We start from the raw sequence: 16,281 nt of genomic DNA, 5'->3' as shown, positions 1-16,281 counted from the left end.
GGCTTATCCGTCGCGCCCAGGTTCGTTGGGATCGCTGGAGAAAAGCGCGATCTTGTTGCCTTGCGGATCGCGAAGGTAGCCAACATAGAAATGAGGCCCATAGTCCACACGAAAGCCCGGCTGGCCTTCGTCGGAACCGCCTGCGGAAAGCGCATCGGCATGAAGATCACGAACCTGCCTTTGACTACGCACCTCAAATGCTACCATCGAACCGTTGCCGGCTGACGCCGGGCGCCCGTCAAAGGTTGGTTTTACGTAGTAATCAGAGGAAACTGGGGACCGCCCCGGGCCAACGGGTAACGTGTAACTCAGCCCTTCAGGCCCTTCCTTCAGCTCGTAGCCCAGGGCAGGCAGAAACGCTGAGTAAAACTGTTCTTCGCGCGCTATGTCATCTGCACCGACTGTGACGTAGGCAATCATGCTGAGTGCTCCTTTTCTGGACAGCATCACATGCCGCCCTACATTTTCGTATTCCCGTATTCTTCCGAGGTGGGATAGAGCGGCCTGCATCCAACATTTCACTTCCACCGCGGGCCGCTCGACGATCAAACTTTCTGGCAATCTTCACCTTATTGAAAGCGCCTCGCAGCAAGGTGCCCAAACTCCGTTCTCGCGGACGGAGAGAGCGGCCCACTGTATCGCCTACAACGGTGCATATGCCCGGTGGGTCGCTCACTCGTAGACCGGCAGCTACCGGGACAAAGCCGTCGTTCGCCGAACCTGCAGCCTGGGTACCCTTACATGTCTGCTATGAGCAGAGAGCGGTCATATGCGCCTGCAGCATACAAGCTAGGCGACGAAGGCACTAAGGGCTCGTACCCGCCTCTTTCCGCGGCGAGATCAGGCAGCCGGCTCAAGCGACTTACCGCCATCAGCAACCTGGTTTTGGCCCAAGGCGCCGAAAATAGACAGGCCGCAAAATTTTCTTCCATGTACCCCTCTGCCAACCGGTAAGGTGGGCGCTCAATAGTTTGGGAGCGGCGGCCTAATGTGATAGTATTTGGCACAAGTTGCGTTGAGGCCAGTTCGAGCGGGTTCATTTGCTCTGAAAGGGACGTAACTGCCATGATGCTTCATAACGAGTTAAAGGGCGCTTTGCCCGCACTTCTTACTGCCGCTCTGATTGCAACCGCACCGGCTCATACCGAAGCGCAGGTGCGCGAGGAAAGCCATGGCGTTGTGCTTCTGCGCGGGCTGCCGACGCTGGAAACGGCTCACAGCATAGCAATTGTCGAGCTTGACCCGGAGCAGGCAAACTTCGGGGAATTATTAAGCGAGGTTGAGCAGCCGGAAATGACTCACCCTTTGCATCATCTGTACTACAGCCCTGCCGGGCGGCTCTATGCGACCGGCCTGGATCCGGTTTGCAGCCTTGCGGAAATCGGATTGGAGCGGGACGCCACCGGAGCACCGCAAGTCACGGGTTTTGACTGTCTCGATACTCAGGGCCAGATGGTAGGCGAAGACATCATGTGGCATTCCTCAAATGGCAAGGAGTACATGTTCGTCACTTTCATGGGAGGCCTCGGTGGTGATGACGGCGGAACGCTGGGGGTGTTTGATCCGCAATCCAATGCGGTTGTCAAAGTCATCGAAGCGCGGCCAAGCCAGGTGGGCGCGGACCAGCCATATATAATGTACCCGCATGGCATCTCCGCCTTTCAGGACCGGATGATCATCACCTCGACGGTGCATCCTGACCTTGCCACCGGCGTCGGAAACGCGCTGACCGTCATTGACCTCAACTCCTTGGAACCCATCCAGAATATCGTGGTGGAGAACGAAAAACCGCTCGGCTTCCCGTCGTCGCCCGTGGAAGTGCTGTTCGCCCGGCCCACGATGAATGAAAACATTAAGCCAGCGGTGCTGGTGAATACGATGTTCGGGTTTGAAACCTGGAAGGTCCCCTATGACGAAGCCTCCAAAACTTTTGGCAGCCCCGAAGTTCTTTACAGCGGTGTGGCAAACAACACGGCTGTGCCGCTGGAGTTCTATGGCACAGAAACGGAGCTTTTCATCAGCCATGCCCTGCCTGGTGTGGTGAAGCGCTATGACCTCTCCAAACTCCCTGAACTGGTGTCCACCGGTCCGGACATTCAGGCAGAAGCCGGTGCGCATCACATGATTTTCTTCAAATCGAAATCCGGCCGCGATCTGATTGCGATCCAGAACAACTTGCTGAACCTCGGCAATGCGGCAGACAATGATCCGACTGACGTGGACTTCATAGCGGCTGTGAATGCCCATACGATCACTGTGCATGATTTGGCCACCGGCGAACGCCTGGGCACAGTGAACTTCCGAGAGAAGTACAACAAGGGCGTGGACAACCTTGAAGGGCTGTTCGGATCCGGTTTCGTGCATCATCACTGAGGCGGTGCGGCGATGGCTGACCAGCGCTGGATTGCGGCAGTCGCGGCGGCGGTTACCATAGGAGGCGGAGCGTTCTTCACGGTGAGGGCGCTTCCGCCAGATCCGACGCCGGTTGCGGGGTTCTCGGCGCCGTTTGTTTTCGGGCGGTTTTCAGTGCCGCAGGACAATCCGCTGACCGAGGAGGCATTTGCCCTCGGGCGGCGACTGTTTTACGATCCGGTGCTTTCCGGCAGCAACGACCGGTCTTGTGCAACCTGCCACATCCAGCGGCTTGCTTTCACAGACGGCCTCCCCAAAGCTGCCGGGCTGGATGCTGAAGACCTGGACTTCAGCAGTATGAGCCTGGTGAACCTGCTGTGGGGGCAGGAACGGTTTTTCTGGGACGGCAGAGCTCTCGGCCTAGAGCAGCAGGCTCTGCTTCCGATTCAAAACCCGAGGGAAATGGCACAGGATCTTGAGGGGCTGGTCAGCGAACTTAATGGCTCCCGCCAATACCGGCGGATGTTCCGGCAGGCCTATGGGGATGTGTCATCCGAGAACATCGCGCGTGCGCTGGCCACTTTCATGCGAATGCTCATCTCCGCCGATTCCAAATATGACCGCTTCCTTCGCGGCGAGGCGAAGCTGTCCGAGCAAGAGGAACTGGGCCGCAAGCTCTTCATGGCCCACCCGGACACCAAGGCTTCGCTTCGCGGCGGCAATTGCATCGACTGCCACAGCCAGTTCCTCACTTCCGGGTTCCGGGACGGTCTGGATGGTTTCTCCAACAACGGTCTGGACAGAGACGCAGACTTGCCCGCCGGATTAATGGCAGTCACCGGCAACCCGGCGCATAAGGGTTTCTTCAAAGTACCAACGCTGCGCAATATCGCCGTGACAGCCCCCTATATGCATGACGGGCGCCTGCGGACGCTTGAAGACGTGATGGACCACTACAATGACGGGGTGGTGGTCAGCGACACGCTGAGCCCCCTCATTCTCGAAGCCGACAACGCCGCTTCACCACCTGGCTCCTTTGTGGGATTGCGCCTGACGGACAATGAGAAGGCTGCGATCATAGCCTTTCTCCGCACTCTGACGGACGAAACGTTTCTATCGGATGACCGGTTTTCCAATCCATTTGAAGGAGAGAAGTGATGCCCGCCGTGAAGCCGCAATTCACCAACATCTTGCTGGTTGTCCTGCTTGCGCTCACTGCTTGGCATGCCTTCTGGAAACCGGACCCTCCCAACAATCAGCTGCGGCTCGTCTTTACAGCTGAGGCCAATGGGAAGGATCTGGTCTTTGATCAGTTCCTGTATGAAAACCCAAGCGGACCGGGGCAATTCAGAGTGCAGAACTTCCGTTTCTATATCAGCAATATTCAGCTTTCGGGGGAAGATGGAACCTATTTTGAACCTGACAGCTACCATCTGGTTCGGTTCGGCAGCCAAAGCAATAAATCTTCGATAGAGCTGAACAATGTTCTGTTGAAATCCTACTCCAGCCTCTCCTTTTCGGTCGGCATAGATGAACCGGCGAACTCCTCTATCGAACCGCGCGGCGACCTGGATCCGAACAGCCAAATGGCCTGGAACTGGGAAGTCGGCTATAAGTTCGTTGTGTTTGAGGGCAGCCTGAAAATGGGCGAAAGCATCCAGCCTTTGGTCTACCATGTGGGCTTTAGCGAAAACCGGCGCGACCTCCTGTTCACCCGGCCCATTGAAGAAGATCTTATCGGCACGAGTGAGGTGAGTTTCAAAGTAGACGTCATGAAACTGTTTGACAGCGCATCTGTATTGAACCTTGCGCAGTTGCAGTCGGTGAAATTTGACCGTCAGGACGCGAGAGTACTGGCGGAAAACTACTCCAGAATGTTCTCCATCGAAGAAAACTGATCTCAATGCAGTGGAACTTCAATGCCTTCGTCACTGGAGTTGCAGTCCGGCAGCAACACAAAACAAGGGCGAGAAGGGTTAGAAAAAGTGATTTTTTTCAGTGTGATATCGACCTGGCACCAGTGAGCATAGCCGTACCCTTAACGCCCACAGGGCACTGTTCGCAATATGCTGCGTGTGCGAAGGGTCGCAACGCGACAAAGGTCCGCTTTGGGCTCCGAACAGCCATTGGCTCTGGTATCCATCAAAGAACGCCCCCGAAACGACAAAAGCCCCGGCAACCACCGGGGCTTTCTGTTCGCTTGCTCCAGATCGACCATCTAGGCTGGCCGCAGCGCGATGGAAATCGCCTCCCACGCATCCTGCCCTGTGCCGCCGAATGCAGCGGCGGGAATGGTTGCCGGCACGTCCACAGTCTGGCTGCAGCCCATAGACGTAATCCCCACAGCATCGACCGCGACAACGCCGGAATGATGGCCGGCGCAATTGGCATCGAGGCCGCGCCTTCGCTTGTGACCACAGGAACGTCCAGCGGCGTGGAGGTATCTACGCCCCGGTACACACCGCAGATAATGGCTGTCGCCGAGTTGCTTTCCGCTGTGGACCAATCCACGGATGACACCGCGCCGCTCAGAGGTCCGAGAAGAACCCCGCCGCGCGGGTTGGCTGAGCCGGTTACGGCAATCTCCGAGAAGCCGGTCACACCCCAGCCGCCCTGCCCCGTGTCGCAGGCAAACCAGATCATGACCACATCGCCCGCTTGGGTGCCTGCTGGCAAAGCCACGGATCCGCTCAGCTGGCTTGTGGCCGCCGTGTCAGTGACGACTCCAACCGTTGTTATGCCTGAGGATCCAAAGCGTCGGCGTCCGGACGCAAGAGGCAGGGAGAGACCAAGACCGAGCATCGCTTATCCTTTCTTCCGCACGCGGCCGGATAGTGTTTCCACCTTATCACCGCAGTTCAGCAGGGCACGGCGGTCACGCCCCCAAAGCACTTCTATCTGCTGGTCATTCAGCCAGCCTGCTGGGATTTGCGCGGGCTTGGCGCACGGGTCCACCGCGTCAACGGATGGCGTTAAGCCGCCGCACCCGGCCAGCGCCAAGGCAGCGCTCCACGATTACAGGTTCCGCATAGGCGGCCTCCTCTTGCCTGCGGGCCTATTCTGCCCTCAGCTGCGCAATTCTGCGCCGCTCAGTATTCAGCTTCCGTCCTGCCTCGATCATCGCCAGCCGCTAAGCGTTGTGCGCAGCCACGCGGGCAGCGCTCCCCAAGCGATATCCCTGCCAACCTGTGGTGCCCGAAATCGCAAGCGTTCCGACCACCAGCCAGAGAACAAGCCCGGCGTTCATGCTGCCTCGATTGCTTCGAGGCACATCGCGCGCTCTGAAACCCGCCTGTTAGTCAGGCCGCGGATTACCCTGCCCCCCGCCCTATTCCAGCGCGGCAGCTCGTTGCAGACGCCGATCAGATCCCCGGCATTGGCCTTGCGCACCAGTGTCGAGCGGCAAGCGGCACCCGGGCCGATGTTGTAGGTCCAAGAAACGAGGACGATTTTCATTCCCACCGGAACAACGGCGGTCAGACACCGGTCAAGCTGTGCCTCATAGCTGGCAATCTCCTGAGCCAGCATCTTGTCGCACTCTTACTTGCTGTGGCTGTCGCCTGGCTTCACGCCCTTGGTCTCTCCGTAGCAAACCGTCCAGACGCCCACAACATCGCGGTAGGCCTCAGTCCGTAGGCCTTCCCATTGCCCGATGAACGATACGGCCGAAGCCAGGGCGATAGAGCTGCCTGCGATGACGCCCACGTACAGTTTGCGGATCGCGCCGCTCTCATCGCCCCTGAACACCCGCCATAGGCCGGAGGCAGGCTGGACCAGGATGCGCGCGAAAATCGCCAGCAGATTCACCCCCGCCGCAATCGCCGCGAATACCAGAGGATCAAGCCCAAGCATGTCAGGCGTCACCAGGGAGATGAACACCGGCAAAACGGACACAACCGCTGCCACAACCAGCAGCCGCTCAGACAATGCGCCGGACAGAGTTTCTTTCCAGTTTGAGATCATCTTCATGTTGTTCTCCATGTCTAGAGAGCCCGCAGGCGGGCCAAGGTGGTTCAATTTGAGGGGTGATCAATCCTTGCGGAGGGCCTGTTCGATGCCGTCCAGCATAGTCATGATGCGGTCATACTGCTGCGCCTGGACGTCTGTCTTCGCCTTCAGAACGGCGATATCAGTTGCGTTCTGGGACTGTCGGCTGTGAAGCAGCCCCATCCAGCCAAGGACCGGGAGCACAATCCACTGCATCAGAGGGGTGATCCATTCGGGGAAGGTATTCATGGATCACCCCTCAGAACGCTACAGCCAGTTCAGCCACGCCGGGCGGCACATCCGGCCAGTTTCCGTCTGCCTGCGCCTCGCGCATGGCCTTGATCCAGGCCACGCCCGCGCGGTAGGTCGCCATCTGCGCATCGTCGAGCGCTGACGCCGCCGCAGCGGCCAGCAAGTTGAGCTGCGCCGTTTCATCGATCACGGCCAGAATGCGCTGGCGGCATTCAGCCTTGCGGGACAGCGCGAGATCTTCCGCCGCTGTTGCGGCCACGTCGGCTGCCGTTGTGATCTTCAGGGAAAAGCTCATGCGTCCTCCTCAGCCTTGCGCAGGATCGGATCCGGGATCGGCCCGTCAGCCACCACAACCACCGGATTCTCCCTCGGCTGGGCACGCTCTGCTGTCGCCCGCGAGTACCGCCATTGCAACGGAACGCGCAGCTCGCCATCAACGCGGGCAATGCGCCCGGCAAAGGGGTGTTCGCCCTCCGGCTCCGCGTAACCGCCCTCCGGCTCGCCAGACAGGTCATAGGCCACGCCGTCGACAGTAATCACGTCAACGCTGACGGATCCGATTGTTTCCTGCCCGCCCTCTGGCACGGCAATTGGAGAGAAAGTGATCCTCATGTCCCGCTCCTCATGAAAGGCCGATGGCAAAGGCGTCGACGGTCATGGTGTCGCCCACGCCAAAGTCTGTTTTGCCTTCAACACGCCACTGCTCAAACTCAACCGATGCAGCACCTGACAGCCGAACAAGGCTGGCGCCGAGCTCGTTTGCACCGGGCGTGATGCTCCAGTTGCCCCGGTCCGGCACAAAGAAGGCGCAAGCAGGGGCCGAGAAGGCCGCAGGGAATGTCCAGGAGGCGTTGCAGTAGTTGATGCTCTGCTGCGACAGGGTGAGGCTCGCCAAGCCCGCCGTAGAAGTCCATCCAGACCATGGCCTGCTCCAGGGCGTCTTTCAGGCTGTCCGCCATCATGGAAAGCTGGCTGGTTTCCTTGGCCGCGTCCAGCGCCTCGCCGGTGGCCGATTGCGCCCGGGGCAATGAGGAGCTGCAGGCCTAAGGCCTCCATCTGGAACTCGAGGTCTTTCAGATCCTGGCGCCCGGACTCGATGGCCGCACCGCTGTGCTCAACCCATTCAAGCTTTGCATTCGGGTTTCGGGATGTGGTGGCGCTGCCGGCACGGATGACCAGCGGCGCCTCATCATCCCGGCCCGCGGCAAACAGGATCGGAACCCGGGCAGAGCGCAGGGTGTTCCGCTGATTGCTCTGGCTTTGCCAATGCGCGATGTTCACATCAGCCAGATCTTCCAGCACGGGTTCACCAGTAAAGAAGCCGGTGCGCTCAGCATAGAAGGGAATGACTGTGATCTCCTTGGCGGCGCTTTTGTATCTTTCAGCCTCCACCCATTCTTGCTTCTCGTTCTGCTGGAAAAGGCGGACAGTGACGCCATCGGCCGCGCGATCCAGCACCCGCACCTGCTTCCAGGAGACGCTCTTGAACTCATCGTCCGGATCGTCTTTCTCAACCGTTTCCATGATCCGCAGCTGGGAAAGCACGCTCACGTTGCCGATGACCGCAGTCTTCCAACCCAGAACATCCTCGACTGTCAGGTGAACCAGGTACGGCCGCAGATTTTGCCGCTCCGCCTGGACCTGTGTGACTTTGCCATCCCGGAGCGGGGCATCGACCATGATGTAGCTGATACCGGCATCATACCCCTTCTTGAAGACATCCTTGGCGAATGTGCTCAGATCGCGGCCCTGCATGTCCGCATTTTCGCACCAGGTCTTGAGCTTCTCCGGCGCGCCTTCTGTCAGTTCCACAGGTTTGTCGAACACTTTGCCAGTCATGTCCCGCACGGTCTTCTTGTAGCCATTGAACAGGAAAGTGCTGTTCTTGTGTGCCTTGTAAGCCTCATCGCTCTCGCTCTGGAACTTGGGCAGATAGTTCTCGCCCTTCGAACGCATGGTATCCGTGCCGCCCATGAGGTCGCGGCCTTTGGCAGCCGCCTGGACCATCGCTTTGACAGCCCCTGTGCGTTGGGCAACGGTGTCAGTCACAGCCTGAGCTCCTGCACTTTGAAGTCCAGTTTCACGACCGGCATTTTCTGGTAGACGAAGTAACTGCCCGCGTCCGGGTGGTGGTCGCCCCCAAGCCGTTCGGATCCGCTTCCTCCGCTTCCGCATCAATCGGGCTGCGGCCCCACGCTACAACCTTGCGGATGTCCGCGAAACCGATGCGGGCCAGCTCCTGCAGCACTCGCTCCTGAGTAATTCCTGTCTTCTCTGAACGCTTCGCTTGGGCCTCTTGGATCGCTTTCGCGATTTCAGGTTTTCTCAGGTTCTCATGCCCGACCGAATGCGCGGTCTTGGCGCTGTATCCTGCCCTGATGGCCGCCTGTGTAGCGTTCAGGTCGATGAGGTATTCCGCAACGAAACGCTCCTGCTTTGCAGTGAGCGCCACGTTCGACTTCCTGAATTATTAGAGGACGGCGGGACACAGCCCGAAAGGTTCACTTTTTGCAATTCGCTCACTGATGAACCGGCATCTTGCCAGTGAACGATATTGCCTTAGTGCAAGCTCTGCTCTGCCTTTCCCATAAGAGTATTCGACTACTTCAATCAGAGTAAAAATCTCTGCCCAAAGTGCACAATGGCAAAACAGCTTGACTAATTCACTGGAAAGACGTCCGCACCATCCTGCTTTTCGACAGTGTAGACATAGTTCTCAAACCTTGTCTCGTAAACATCTGTGTATTTCACCACCACCTTAAGCTCGTCCGTATCTGCGCGGAGAGCTTGGTTGGTTAGTTGCTCGGAGGCATTGCCTTCGGCCGGTAGAAACCTGATCAGAGAGCGCTTTTCCCCTGCTGCAATTGCGGAAGGTGGTTCCAAGTCATGAAGAACAATGTTGCCTACGATTGCTTGATATTCGGCCTCTACAATTGCCGCCTCTCTTCTGTTTCCATACTTATCGACAAAGCTGATCCCCTGCACGATCAACGGACCAACACCCTGGTTTAAAACGTCAATTGAGAACTCTTCCCGCGTCTGCGTGGAGATGATTGTTGGTATCGGCGTTACCGATAAACGCATGTGTCTTCTTTGAGAGAACTCTGTTGAAACTGCGACCGCCACAGCGGCTACAGAAGTAACCAATGCGCAGATCTCAACTACTCTACTTGAAATCCCTACATTCCTAGGCATGTCGAACCTCCGGTGTTCAGTTCAAAAAAATCTATAAGCGTTCCTATTTTGACCTTACTTTGCCCAGCAATCTGTAATCTCTGCCTCTGAAAAAAAGCAATCCAGAGTAGACATATAGCAACTAATGAGAGCGTCAGTGACGGAGCCCTTTAGCTCCATCTGTTCCTGATTATCCCGTCAGGTACGCCATGTGGCAGGCCCGGAGCCATGCGATACACGCGCAATTCGGTTATTGGTGAAATATACCACATCCTGAACCCGCTTCAAGATGAGACGCAACATAAAGCGAGATGACACAAGAAACTAACTTGCTATTAAACAAGACCCAAGCCCCGGCGTTACGCGGGGCTTGGGTCTACTTGATCAGGTCAGGATGATGTCGTCCTGAAGCGACGAGATGCTGGTATTCAGAACCGTCAGCTTGTCGCCATTTCCGAAGTCAAACACCACGTTGCCGCCCGTTTCCGATGCATTGCTCAGCGCATCAGAGACATTGGCAAAACCCATGCCTCGGAGCTCGATCATGTCGCTGTCGTCGGCAAAATCACTGATCCTGTCATGGTCGAAATTGCGTTCAAAGACAAAGGTATCCGACCCACCGCCGCCGATCAGCGTGTCATTGCCGACGCCGCCGCGCAGAGTGTCGGCGTGGGTGCCGCCGTCCAGGGTATCCTGGCCACCGCGGCCTTCCAGCAGATCGTTTCCTGCATCGCCGCGCAGGCTGTCATTGCCGGTTCCGCCGTCTACCGTGTCGCTCTGGCTGCCGCCGTAAAGCGTGTCGTTCCCGCTTTCGCCGCGAATCGAGTCGGCGCCCTGGGAACCCCAGATGAAGTTGGCGGCGCTGTCGCCTTCCAGGACATCCGCTTTGCTGCTGCCCTTAAGGTTCTCGATGCCGGTAAGCACATCGCCATCCGCCTGGCCAGAATTCGAGGCATTGTTTTCCAGATCGACAGTGACCGCAGTGCCAGCAAATTCATAGCTAACCAGGTCGATGCCGCTGCCGCCGTATAGTGAGTCGGCTCCGATACCGCCGATCAGAGTGTCGTCGCCATCGCCACCATAGAGCGCGTCATTGCCCGCATCACCAACTAGCCGGTCATCACCTCGCAAGCCGTAAAGATCGTTGGCGCCGCCATCGCCAGTCAGGGTGTCGCCGTGATCAGACCCCCAGATCCTCTCGATATTGCTCAGCACATCCCCTTCCGCTTCACCGCCAGAGCCCGTACCCGTGATCAGGCTGACTGTGACCCCAGCGGAAGAGCTCTGGTAATTCACTCGGTCACGGCCGGAACCCCCATCCAGAGTGTCGGCTCCAGTACCGCCGCGTAGGAAGTCATCCCCATCTCCGGCATTCAACGAGTCATTGCCACCGTCGCCATAGAGTGTGTCATTGCCACCGCCGCCATTGATGGTGTCGTTCCCGTCTTTGCCGTAGAACTTGTCCTTGCCATCCAGACCATGCAGCTTGTTGTTGGCACTGTTGCCGGTCAGCGTGTCATTGAAATCAGATCCATAGGCCTCTTCAATCGAGATCAGCGTGTCATTCTGGGCGTCGCCGCCGCTGCCGGTGCCCAAGGTCAAATCAACTACTACCCCCGCGGCAGAGGCAGCATAGCTTACCCGGTCATAGCCGCTACCGCCATCCAGCGTATCCGCACCAGCGCCGCCTTGCAGGTAGTCGTTGCCACCGCCGCCCAGCAGCGTGTCGCTGCCCTCAAAGCCGTAGAGCCGGTCTTTGCCTTCGCCCCCGTCCAGGCGGTCATCCGCGGTTCCGCCGTTCAGCGTATCGTCGCCGTCTTCGCCATACAGTTGGTCACCATTGGCCTGATGCGAAGCATCCGTGGCCCGGGTCTGGCCCGATTCAAGCAGGTCATTGCCTGCGCCGCCTTTGAGGGTATCCTTATCAGCGGATCCATAGTCATTGCCGCCGTACAGGGTGTCATTGCCGTCACCGCCGGCCAGAAGCTGTTTGGAGTTGGCGCCATAGAGGACATCATCACCCGCGCCGCCATCTAGCGTATCCTTGCCATAGTCATTTTCGCCGGAGGCCGAGGCGTGAAGGGTGTCGTTGCCAGCACCGCCTTCCAGCAGGTCGTCCCCTCTTTCTCCAGACAGGATGTCATTGCCATCACCACCTTGCAGTGTGTCATTGCCATCGCCGCCGCGCAGCGTGTCGTTGCCAATCAACCCTTGGAGCCGGTTCGCCCCGGCATCGCCGGTCAGGTCATCAGCCGCCTTATTCGACCCCATCAGGTGCTCGATACTACTGTAGCTGTCTCCGTCGTTGTTGGCGCCGGTTGCCAGGTTCACAGTGACGCCGCTGCTGTCGCCATAGTAAGAGACAGTGTCTTCGCCGTCGCCACCATCGAAGCTATCCTGGCCGTTTTCGTCGCGCAGATAGTCATTGCCATCGCCGCCCAGAAGCGTGTCGCTGCCGCTGCCGCCGTACAGGCGGTCGTCGCCGCTGCCGCCTTCCAGCGTGTCGGTCCCGCCCAGCCCGTGCAGCGTATCATCGCCGCCGCTGCCCTTTAGCCTGTTCGCGTCCGAACTGCCGGTCAGAGAGTCCGCAAAATTGCTCGACCCCAGGACGTTCTCGATGCTGGTGTAGCTGTCGCCGCTGCTGTTGGATCCATCGTTCAGGTTCACCGTCACCCCTTCGCCGTGGCCATAATAGGACACGGTGTCCGAACCCTCGCCGCCGTCAAAGACGTCGATGCCGCCGTCGTCGCGCAGGTAATCGTCGCCGTCACCGCCCAGAAGCGTGTCGTCCCCCGAGTTGCCGTAAAGCCGGTCGTCGCCGTCGTTGCCTTCGAGGGAGTCGTTGCCGGCGCCGCCGTGCAGGGTATCCTTGTCCGCACCGCCGAACAGCTTGTCAGCGCCATCCTTGCCCTGCAGCCGGTCATTGCCATCATGGCCGTGCAGTTTGATGTTTCCGGTTCCACCCGTCAGGGTATCGCCGAAGGCAGACCCGTGGATCTCTTCAATGGAGGTCAGCGTGTCGCCCTCGGCATCGCCGCCAGCGAATGTGCCGGTTTCCAGGTTGATCGAGATCGCTGCAGCGGAATTGGCATAGTTCGCCCGGTCATGCCCGGACCCGCCATCCAGCGAGTCCGCACCGGCGCCGCCCTGCAGGAAGTCGTTACCGTTGCCGCCTTTCAGCGTATCCCGGCCTTCGTCGCCATAAAGCCGGTCGTAGTCATCACCGCCGTAGAGCTTGTCGTTGCCCTGCTCACCGCGCAGCGTGTCCTGTCCCGCCAGCCCAGCCAGGGTATCGCTGCCGGATTGGCCGTTCAGCCAGTTTCCAGCGGAATTGCCCGTCAGATAGTCAGCCGCGAGGTCCGATCCCTCCAGGTGCTCAATGCTGACATAGGTGTCGCCGCCGCTGTTAGCACCGGTGTCCAGGTTAACCGTCATCCCTGCGCCGTGACCGAAGTAGGACACCGTGTCTTCACCGCTGCCGCCGTCGAAAGAATCCTTGCCGCCATCATCACGCAGAAGATCATTCCCGTCGCCGGCTTTGTGCGTATCGTCGCCGCTGCCGCCGTAAAGCTCGTCGTCCTGACCGCCGCCATAGAGCGCGTCATTCCCGGCCCCGCCAATGACAGTATCTTCACCGCTGCCGCCATAGAGCTCATCCGCACCGCCAGCACCGTTGAGCACATCCTTGCCATTTCCGCCATTGACGGTGTCACGGCCGGCTTCACCTTTTTGATCGTTGTCCCAGAAGATGTCATCGCCATCGCCGAGACCGATACTGTCCCGCCCGTTGCCGCCCCAAACGGTGTCGTTTCCATCTCCGGCCTGGATGGTGTCATACTCGGTTCCGCCATTAATCTCGTCATGGCCGATGCCGCCCACGATGGAGTCGGCTCCGCCACCGCCATGCAGCGTGTCGTTGCCCCCTCCGCCGTTCAGCGTATCCTCGCCGCCGCCGCCATAAACTATGTCACGGCCATGGGTGTCATTCTGATCGTTGTCATGGAAGACATCATCACCTTCTTCCAAGTAGATGACGTCGCGGCCATTGTCGCCCCAGACCGTGTCATTTCCGCTCCCGGCATGGATGGTGTCATACTCGGTGCCACCATAAATTTTGTCGTTGCCACCATAGGTCTTGATCAGATCGTGCCCGCTTTCACCGCGTATGACATCGTTGCCATCAGCAGTGTAGAAGACGTTATCAATGCCGTCGCCGGTCAGGTTGTAGCGATCATTCAGCCCCATTTCTTCTGCCGCCGTCAGCGTCGCAATCCAGCCTGCCGTCAAGGTCGAATTCGGTGCGGTGGTGATTAGCGTATTAACTTCCTCGGTGTTCTCCAGATAACTATGGTAATCCGTAGCGATCTGGAGGTTGGAGTTAATTAGCTGGTAGATCTGCGCCTCAGTGAAAAACAACGCCTCTTCGATGCCAAATTGATCAAGGATGTCCTGCTGACCAGTAATCGGAGATACCGAACCAATCATCTTTTGAGGCTCGTAAGTCGTTACCCAATAATCTTTTTCTACTTTGACCTTCGGCTCCAAGAACTCTTCCCATGAGACCGTAACCACACGATCAACTTTGTCCCCGTAGTGGATCTTTGTGGGCCGTTCCGCGATTTCAAAAAACGGCAACGCTTCCTGCATTGCTGCAACCAAACCATTCCAATCCGTTGCCGGTGGAAGGTCTCGCTCTTTGGTGGTGAACTGAGCCTTCAAGGTTGCGTATGCTTGTCTCACCGCTGCATCCAAGAATGCCTCAAACCGCTGTGAAAAGTTCTGATCTGCCGACCAGCTGAACGTTAAGCCATAAGCGGGATGATCAGGCATACCCGGCTCGCGGGTCAGTGTGAAAGTGCCCGCGCCAGGCTCTTCCATAGCCGCGACCGCATCCAGAACCCCCTTGTACTTGCCGAAGTTTTGAAACTCATGCATCAGGCGTTCCACTTCGATCGCCTCAAGCGCTCTCACCGCCGTCCTTTGGCCATCCTGCAGCTGAACATCAGCCAAGTCATTCACATAGGCGTTGATATAGGTCGCCTGGAAATCGGCAAACGTCTGCCCGCCGGCGCCAGCGTTCTTCAGTGCGCTTTCATAGTGTCCAAAGGACCACTGTCCCAGATCATCAAAATTGTGGCTTTGGGCTTTAACTGCATCAATGAAGCCGTTCATGCCCTCGACATAGGTTTCCGCCAGACTGCGTGACAGCTCTACATTGCCGCCGTCGTCCTGCCAGGTATCCAGCACCTTGAACCGGCCTGTTTCCTCGTCGAAGCCGACATTGGTCCAGGCCTGAGGGTCCTTGTCAAAGAGGAAATCAAAGACCTTTCCGACCAACAAACCAACAACGGCACCGATTGGGCCAGCAACATAGGTTGCCATTTTCTCGAATGTCGCCATCAAGTAAGCAGTTGTAAGCGCAGTTGTACCGGCGGAGGCTAGCGCACCCTCAAAGGTTTCCAGATCAGGAAGAATTTCATTGATCACCGCATTGACAACCAATGTGAGCGGATCCGGAAGGGTTGCGCCGGAATAGCTTTGTGAAATCCCTCCCCAGAAGCTGTCCGCAGGCAGGTGCCCAAAAAGGCTCTCCAGCAGCTTGTCTGCACCGTTGGACAGCAGAACGTTTAGTCCTGCACTTGTGGCAGCTTCAAAGATGGCACCCGGAACGCCGTCAACTTCGACGCTCTCAAAAATCTCAGCCATGATCAGGCTGTTGATAACCGAAACCGTACTGTTCACACCGTTGAGAACCAGCTCGCTGCCAAAGTCTTCGAAACTGATTTCCGTAAGCCGCTCGATAACAGTTCCATTGGTGTCCGCCTCGAGGAAGCTGTGATGGAGAATCCCGCCCCCAGCCTCGCCGAGGTTGCCAAGCACTGTGTCAAGAATTGTGTCGACGGCCACAGTTTCCAGGAACCCAGCGTCGTCGCCAATAAGAGCCCTGGCCAGGAACGGCGTCAGGGCCTGGGCGGTTTGCTCGCCGAAGCGCATCCCGTCCAAATCCGCGTGTGTGAGGACACTCGTGACAACCTCGTCGCCCGTTTCTGGGTTCCGGACAATTGTATCCTCCTGAACCAGCTGAATACGCTTACCGTCACGCGTGTAAACGTAGTCTTTTGTTACGATGGTTGTGTCTTCGTTTTCACCGTTCTGGGACACGACTTCAACAATACCAAATCCATCATCCACAATGGCTAGGTAGTAATCCCAGTCCCCGTCTCCGTCTGTGTCCTTCCACGAACCCGGAACGATAGTTTCCCCGGGTGTCAAAAATGACAAAACCGACTTGTTATGCACCCGGATGCCATCGGCTATGTAGGTGTGGGTACCTGCCACCTCGAAGTTGTAGACTTTGTGCCCCGAGGTGCTCAGCCGAGAGCCTTCGGTAAAATCCAGAGCCGCTCCAGTACTGCCGCCGGCGCCAATGGCTTGCATAGCAGCGGTTGCGTCAAATGCAGCAATACGGGTCCCTGCCGGGATCAGAATATCGGTCATTAGAATCTCTTTTTGCGC

At 57.9% G+C, this 16,281-nt stretch carries 11 protein-coding genes and 1 pseudogene; 3 read left to right on the top strand and 9 right to left on the bottom strand.

All coding sequences use genetic code 11. The annotated features are described in order from the left end of the window. Window positions 1-3 precede the first annotated feature (3 nt). A complete protein-coding gene (locus tag RA20_RS24860) occupies window positions 4-420 on the bottom strand; it encodes a VOC family protein (RefSeq protein WP_082017879.1) in 417 nt (138 codons plus the stop codon). A gap of 645 nt (window positions 421-1,065) precedes the next feature. Between RA20_RS24860 and RA20_RS00690 the strand changes: the two genes are divergently transcribed. The 3 genes from RA20_RS00690 (at window position 1,066) to RA20_RS24490 (ending at window position 4,250) form a co-directional block, all read left to right on the top strand. Then, window positions 1,066-2,373 (top strand): hypothetical protein, encoded by a 1,308-nt coding sequence (locus RA20_RS00690; protein WP_039123679.1) that lies wholly within the window; start codon window positions 1,066-1,068, stop codon window positions 2,371-2,373. A 153-nt stretch (window positions 2,374-2,526) separates the two neighbouring features. After that, window positions 2,527-3,510 carry a cytochrome-c peroxidase gene (locus RA20_RS00685; RefSeq protein WP_241482185.1) on the top strand — a complete coding sequence of 328 codons (984 nt, stop codon included), beginning with the start codon at window positions 2,527-2,529 and terminating at the stop codon, window positions 3,508-3,510. Beyond that, window positions 3,510-4,250, top strand: a complete 741-nt coding sequence (locus tag RA20_RS24490) for an MbnP family protein (RefSeq protein WP_052248761.1) — start codon at window positions 3,510-3,512, stop codon at window positions 4,248-4,250. The genes RA20_RS00685 and RA20_RS24490 overlap by 1 nt, the downstream gene beginning before the upstream one ends. A gap of 1,345 nt (window positions 4,251-5,595) precedes the next feature. Here the strand turns inward: RA20_RS24490 and RA20_RS26360 are convergent. The 8 genes and pseudogenes from RA20_RS26360 to RA20_RS24485 form a co-directional block, all read right to left on the bottom strand. Beyond that, window positions 5,596-6,315, bottom strand: a pseudogene (locus tag RA20_RS26360) (lysozyme). Between the two features lie 66 nt (window positions 6,316-6,381). Continuing rightward, window positions 6,382-6,588 (bottom strand): hypothetical protein, encoded by a 207-nt coding sequence (locus tag RA20_RS00670; RefSeq protein ID WP_039123677.1) that lies wholly within the window; start codon window positions 6,586-6,588, stop codon window positions 6,382-6,384. Between the two features lie 10 nt (window positions 6,589-6,598). After that, entirely contained in the window at window positions 6,599-6,886 is a 288-nt protein-coding gene (locus RA20_RS00665; RefSeq protein ID WP_039123676.1) for a hypothetical protein, read from the bottom strand. Next, window positions 6,883-7,203 carry a hypothetical protein gene (locus RA20_RS00660; RefSeq protein ID WP_039123675.1) on the bottom strand — a complete coding sequence of 107 codons (321 nt, stop codon included), beginning with the start codon at window positions 7,201-7,203 and terminating at the stop codon, window positions 6,883-6,885. The genes RA20_RS00665 and RA20_RS00660 overlap by 4 nt, the downstream gene beginning before the upstream one ends. Before the next feature lie 42 nt (window positions 7,204-7,245). Beyond that, on the bottom strand, window positions 7,246-8,640 hold the full coding sequence (locus RA20_RS00655; protein WP_152618399.1) for a DUF4055 domain-containing protein: 1,395 nt from the start codon (window positions 8,638-8,640) through the stop codon (window positions 7,246-7,248). Between the two features lie 31 nt (window positions 8,641-8,671). Next, entirely contained in the window at window positions 8,672-9,043 is a 372-nt protein-coding gene (locus RA20_RS00650) for a terminase small subunit (RefSeq protein WP_082017872.1), read from the bottom strand. A 206-nt stretch (window positions 9,044-9,249) separates the two neighbouring features. After that, window positions 9,250-9,786 carry a hypothetical protein gene (locus RA20_RS00645; RefSeq protein WP_152618398.1) on the bottom strand — a complete coding sequence of 179 codons (537 nt, stop codon included), beginning with the start codon at window positions 9,784-9,786 and terminating at the stop codon, window positions 9,250-9,252. A 363-nt stretch (window positions 9,787-10,149) separates the two neighbouring features. Then, a complete protein-coding gene (locus tag RA20_RS24485; RefSeq protein ID WP_052248760.1) occupies window positions 10,150-16,263 on the bottom strand; it encodes a hypothetical protein in 6,114 nt (2,037 codons plus the stop codon). Between the last annotated feature and the right edge of the window lie 18 nt (window positions 16,264-16,281).

Origin of the sequence: Leisingera sp. ANG-Vp, assembly GCF_000813725.1 — a bacterium.
Taxonomy (GTDB): Bacteria; Pseudomonadota; Alphaproteobacteria; order Rhodobacterales; family Rhodobacteraceae; genus Leisingera.
This window is presented reverse-complemented; position numbering and strand designations above follow the sequence as displayed.

What these genes read in the sequence shown, in the direction of transcription:
- RA20_RS24860 (WP_082017879.1), bottom strand. Translation starts at nt 420, where the DNA reads ATGATTGCCTACGTCACAGTCGGTGCAGATGACATAGCGCGCGAAGAA.
- RA20_RS00690 (WP_039123679.1), top strand. Translation starts at nt 1,066, where the DNA reads ATGATGCTTCATAACGAGTTAAAGGGCGCTTTGCCCGCACTTCTTACT.
- RA20_RS24490 (WP_052248761.1), top strand. Translation starts at nt 3,510, where the DNA reads ATGCCCGCCGTGAAGCCGCAATTCACCAACATCTTGCTGGTTGTCCTG.
- RA20_RS00670 (WP_039123677.1), bottom strand. Translation starts at nt 6,588, where the DNA reads ATGAATACCTTCCCCGAATGGATCACCCCTCTGATGCAGTGGATTGTG.
- RA20_RS00665 (WP_039123676.1), bottom strand. Translation starts at nt 6,886, where the DNA reads ATGAGCTTTTCCCTGAAGATCACAACGGCAGCCGACGTGGCCGCAACA.
- RA20_RS00660 (WP_039123675.1), bottom strand. Translation starts at nt 7,203, where the DNA reads ATGAGGATCACTTTCTCTCCAATTGCCGTGCCAGAGGGCGGGCAGGAA.
- RA20_RS00645 (WP_152618398.1), bottom strand. Translation starts at nt 9,786, where the DNA reads ATGCCTAGGAATGTAGGGATTTCAAGTAGAGTAGTTGAGATCTGCGCA.
- RA20_RS24485 (WP_052248760.1), bottom strand. Translation starts at nt 16,263, where the DNA reads ATGACCGATATTCTGATCCCGGCAGGGACCCGTATTGCTGCATTTGAC.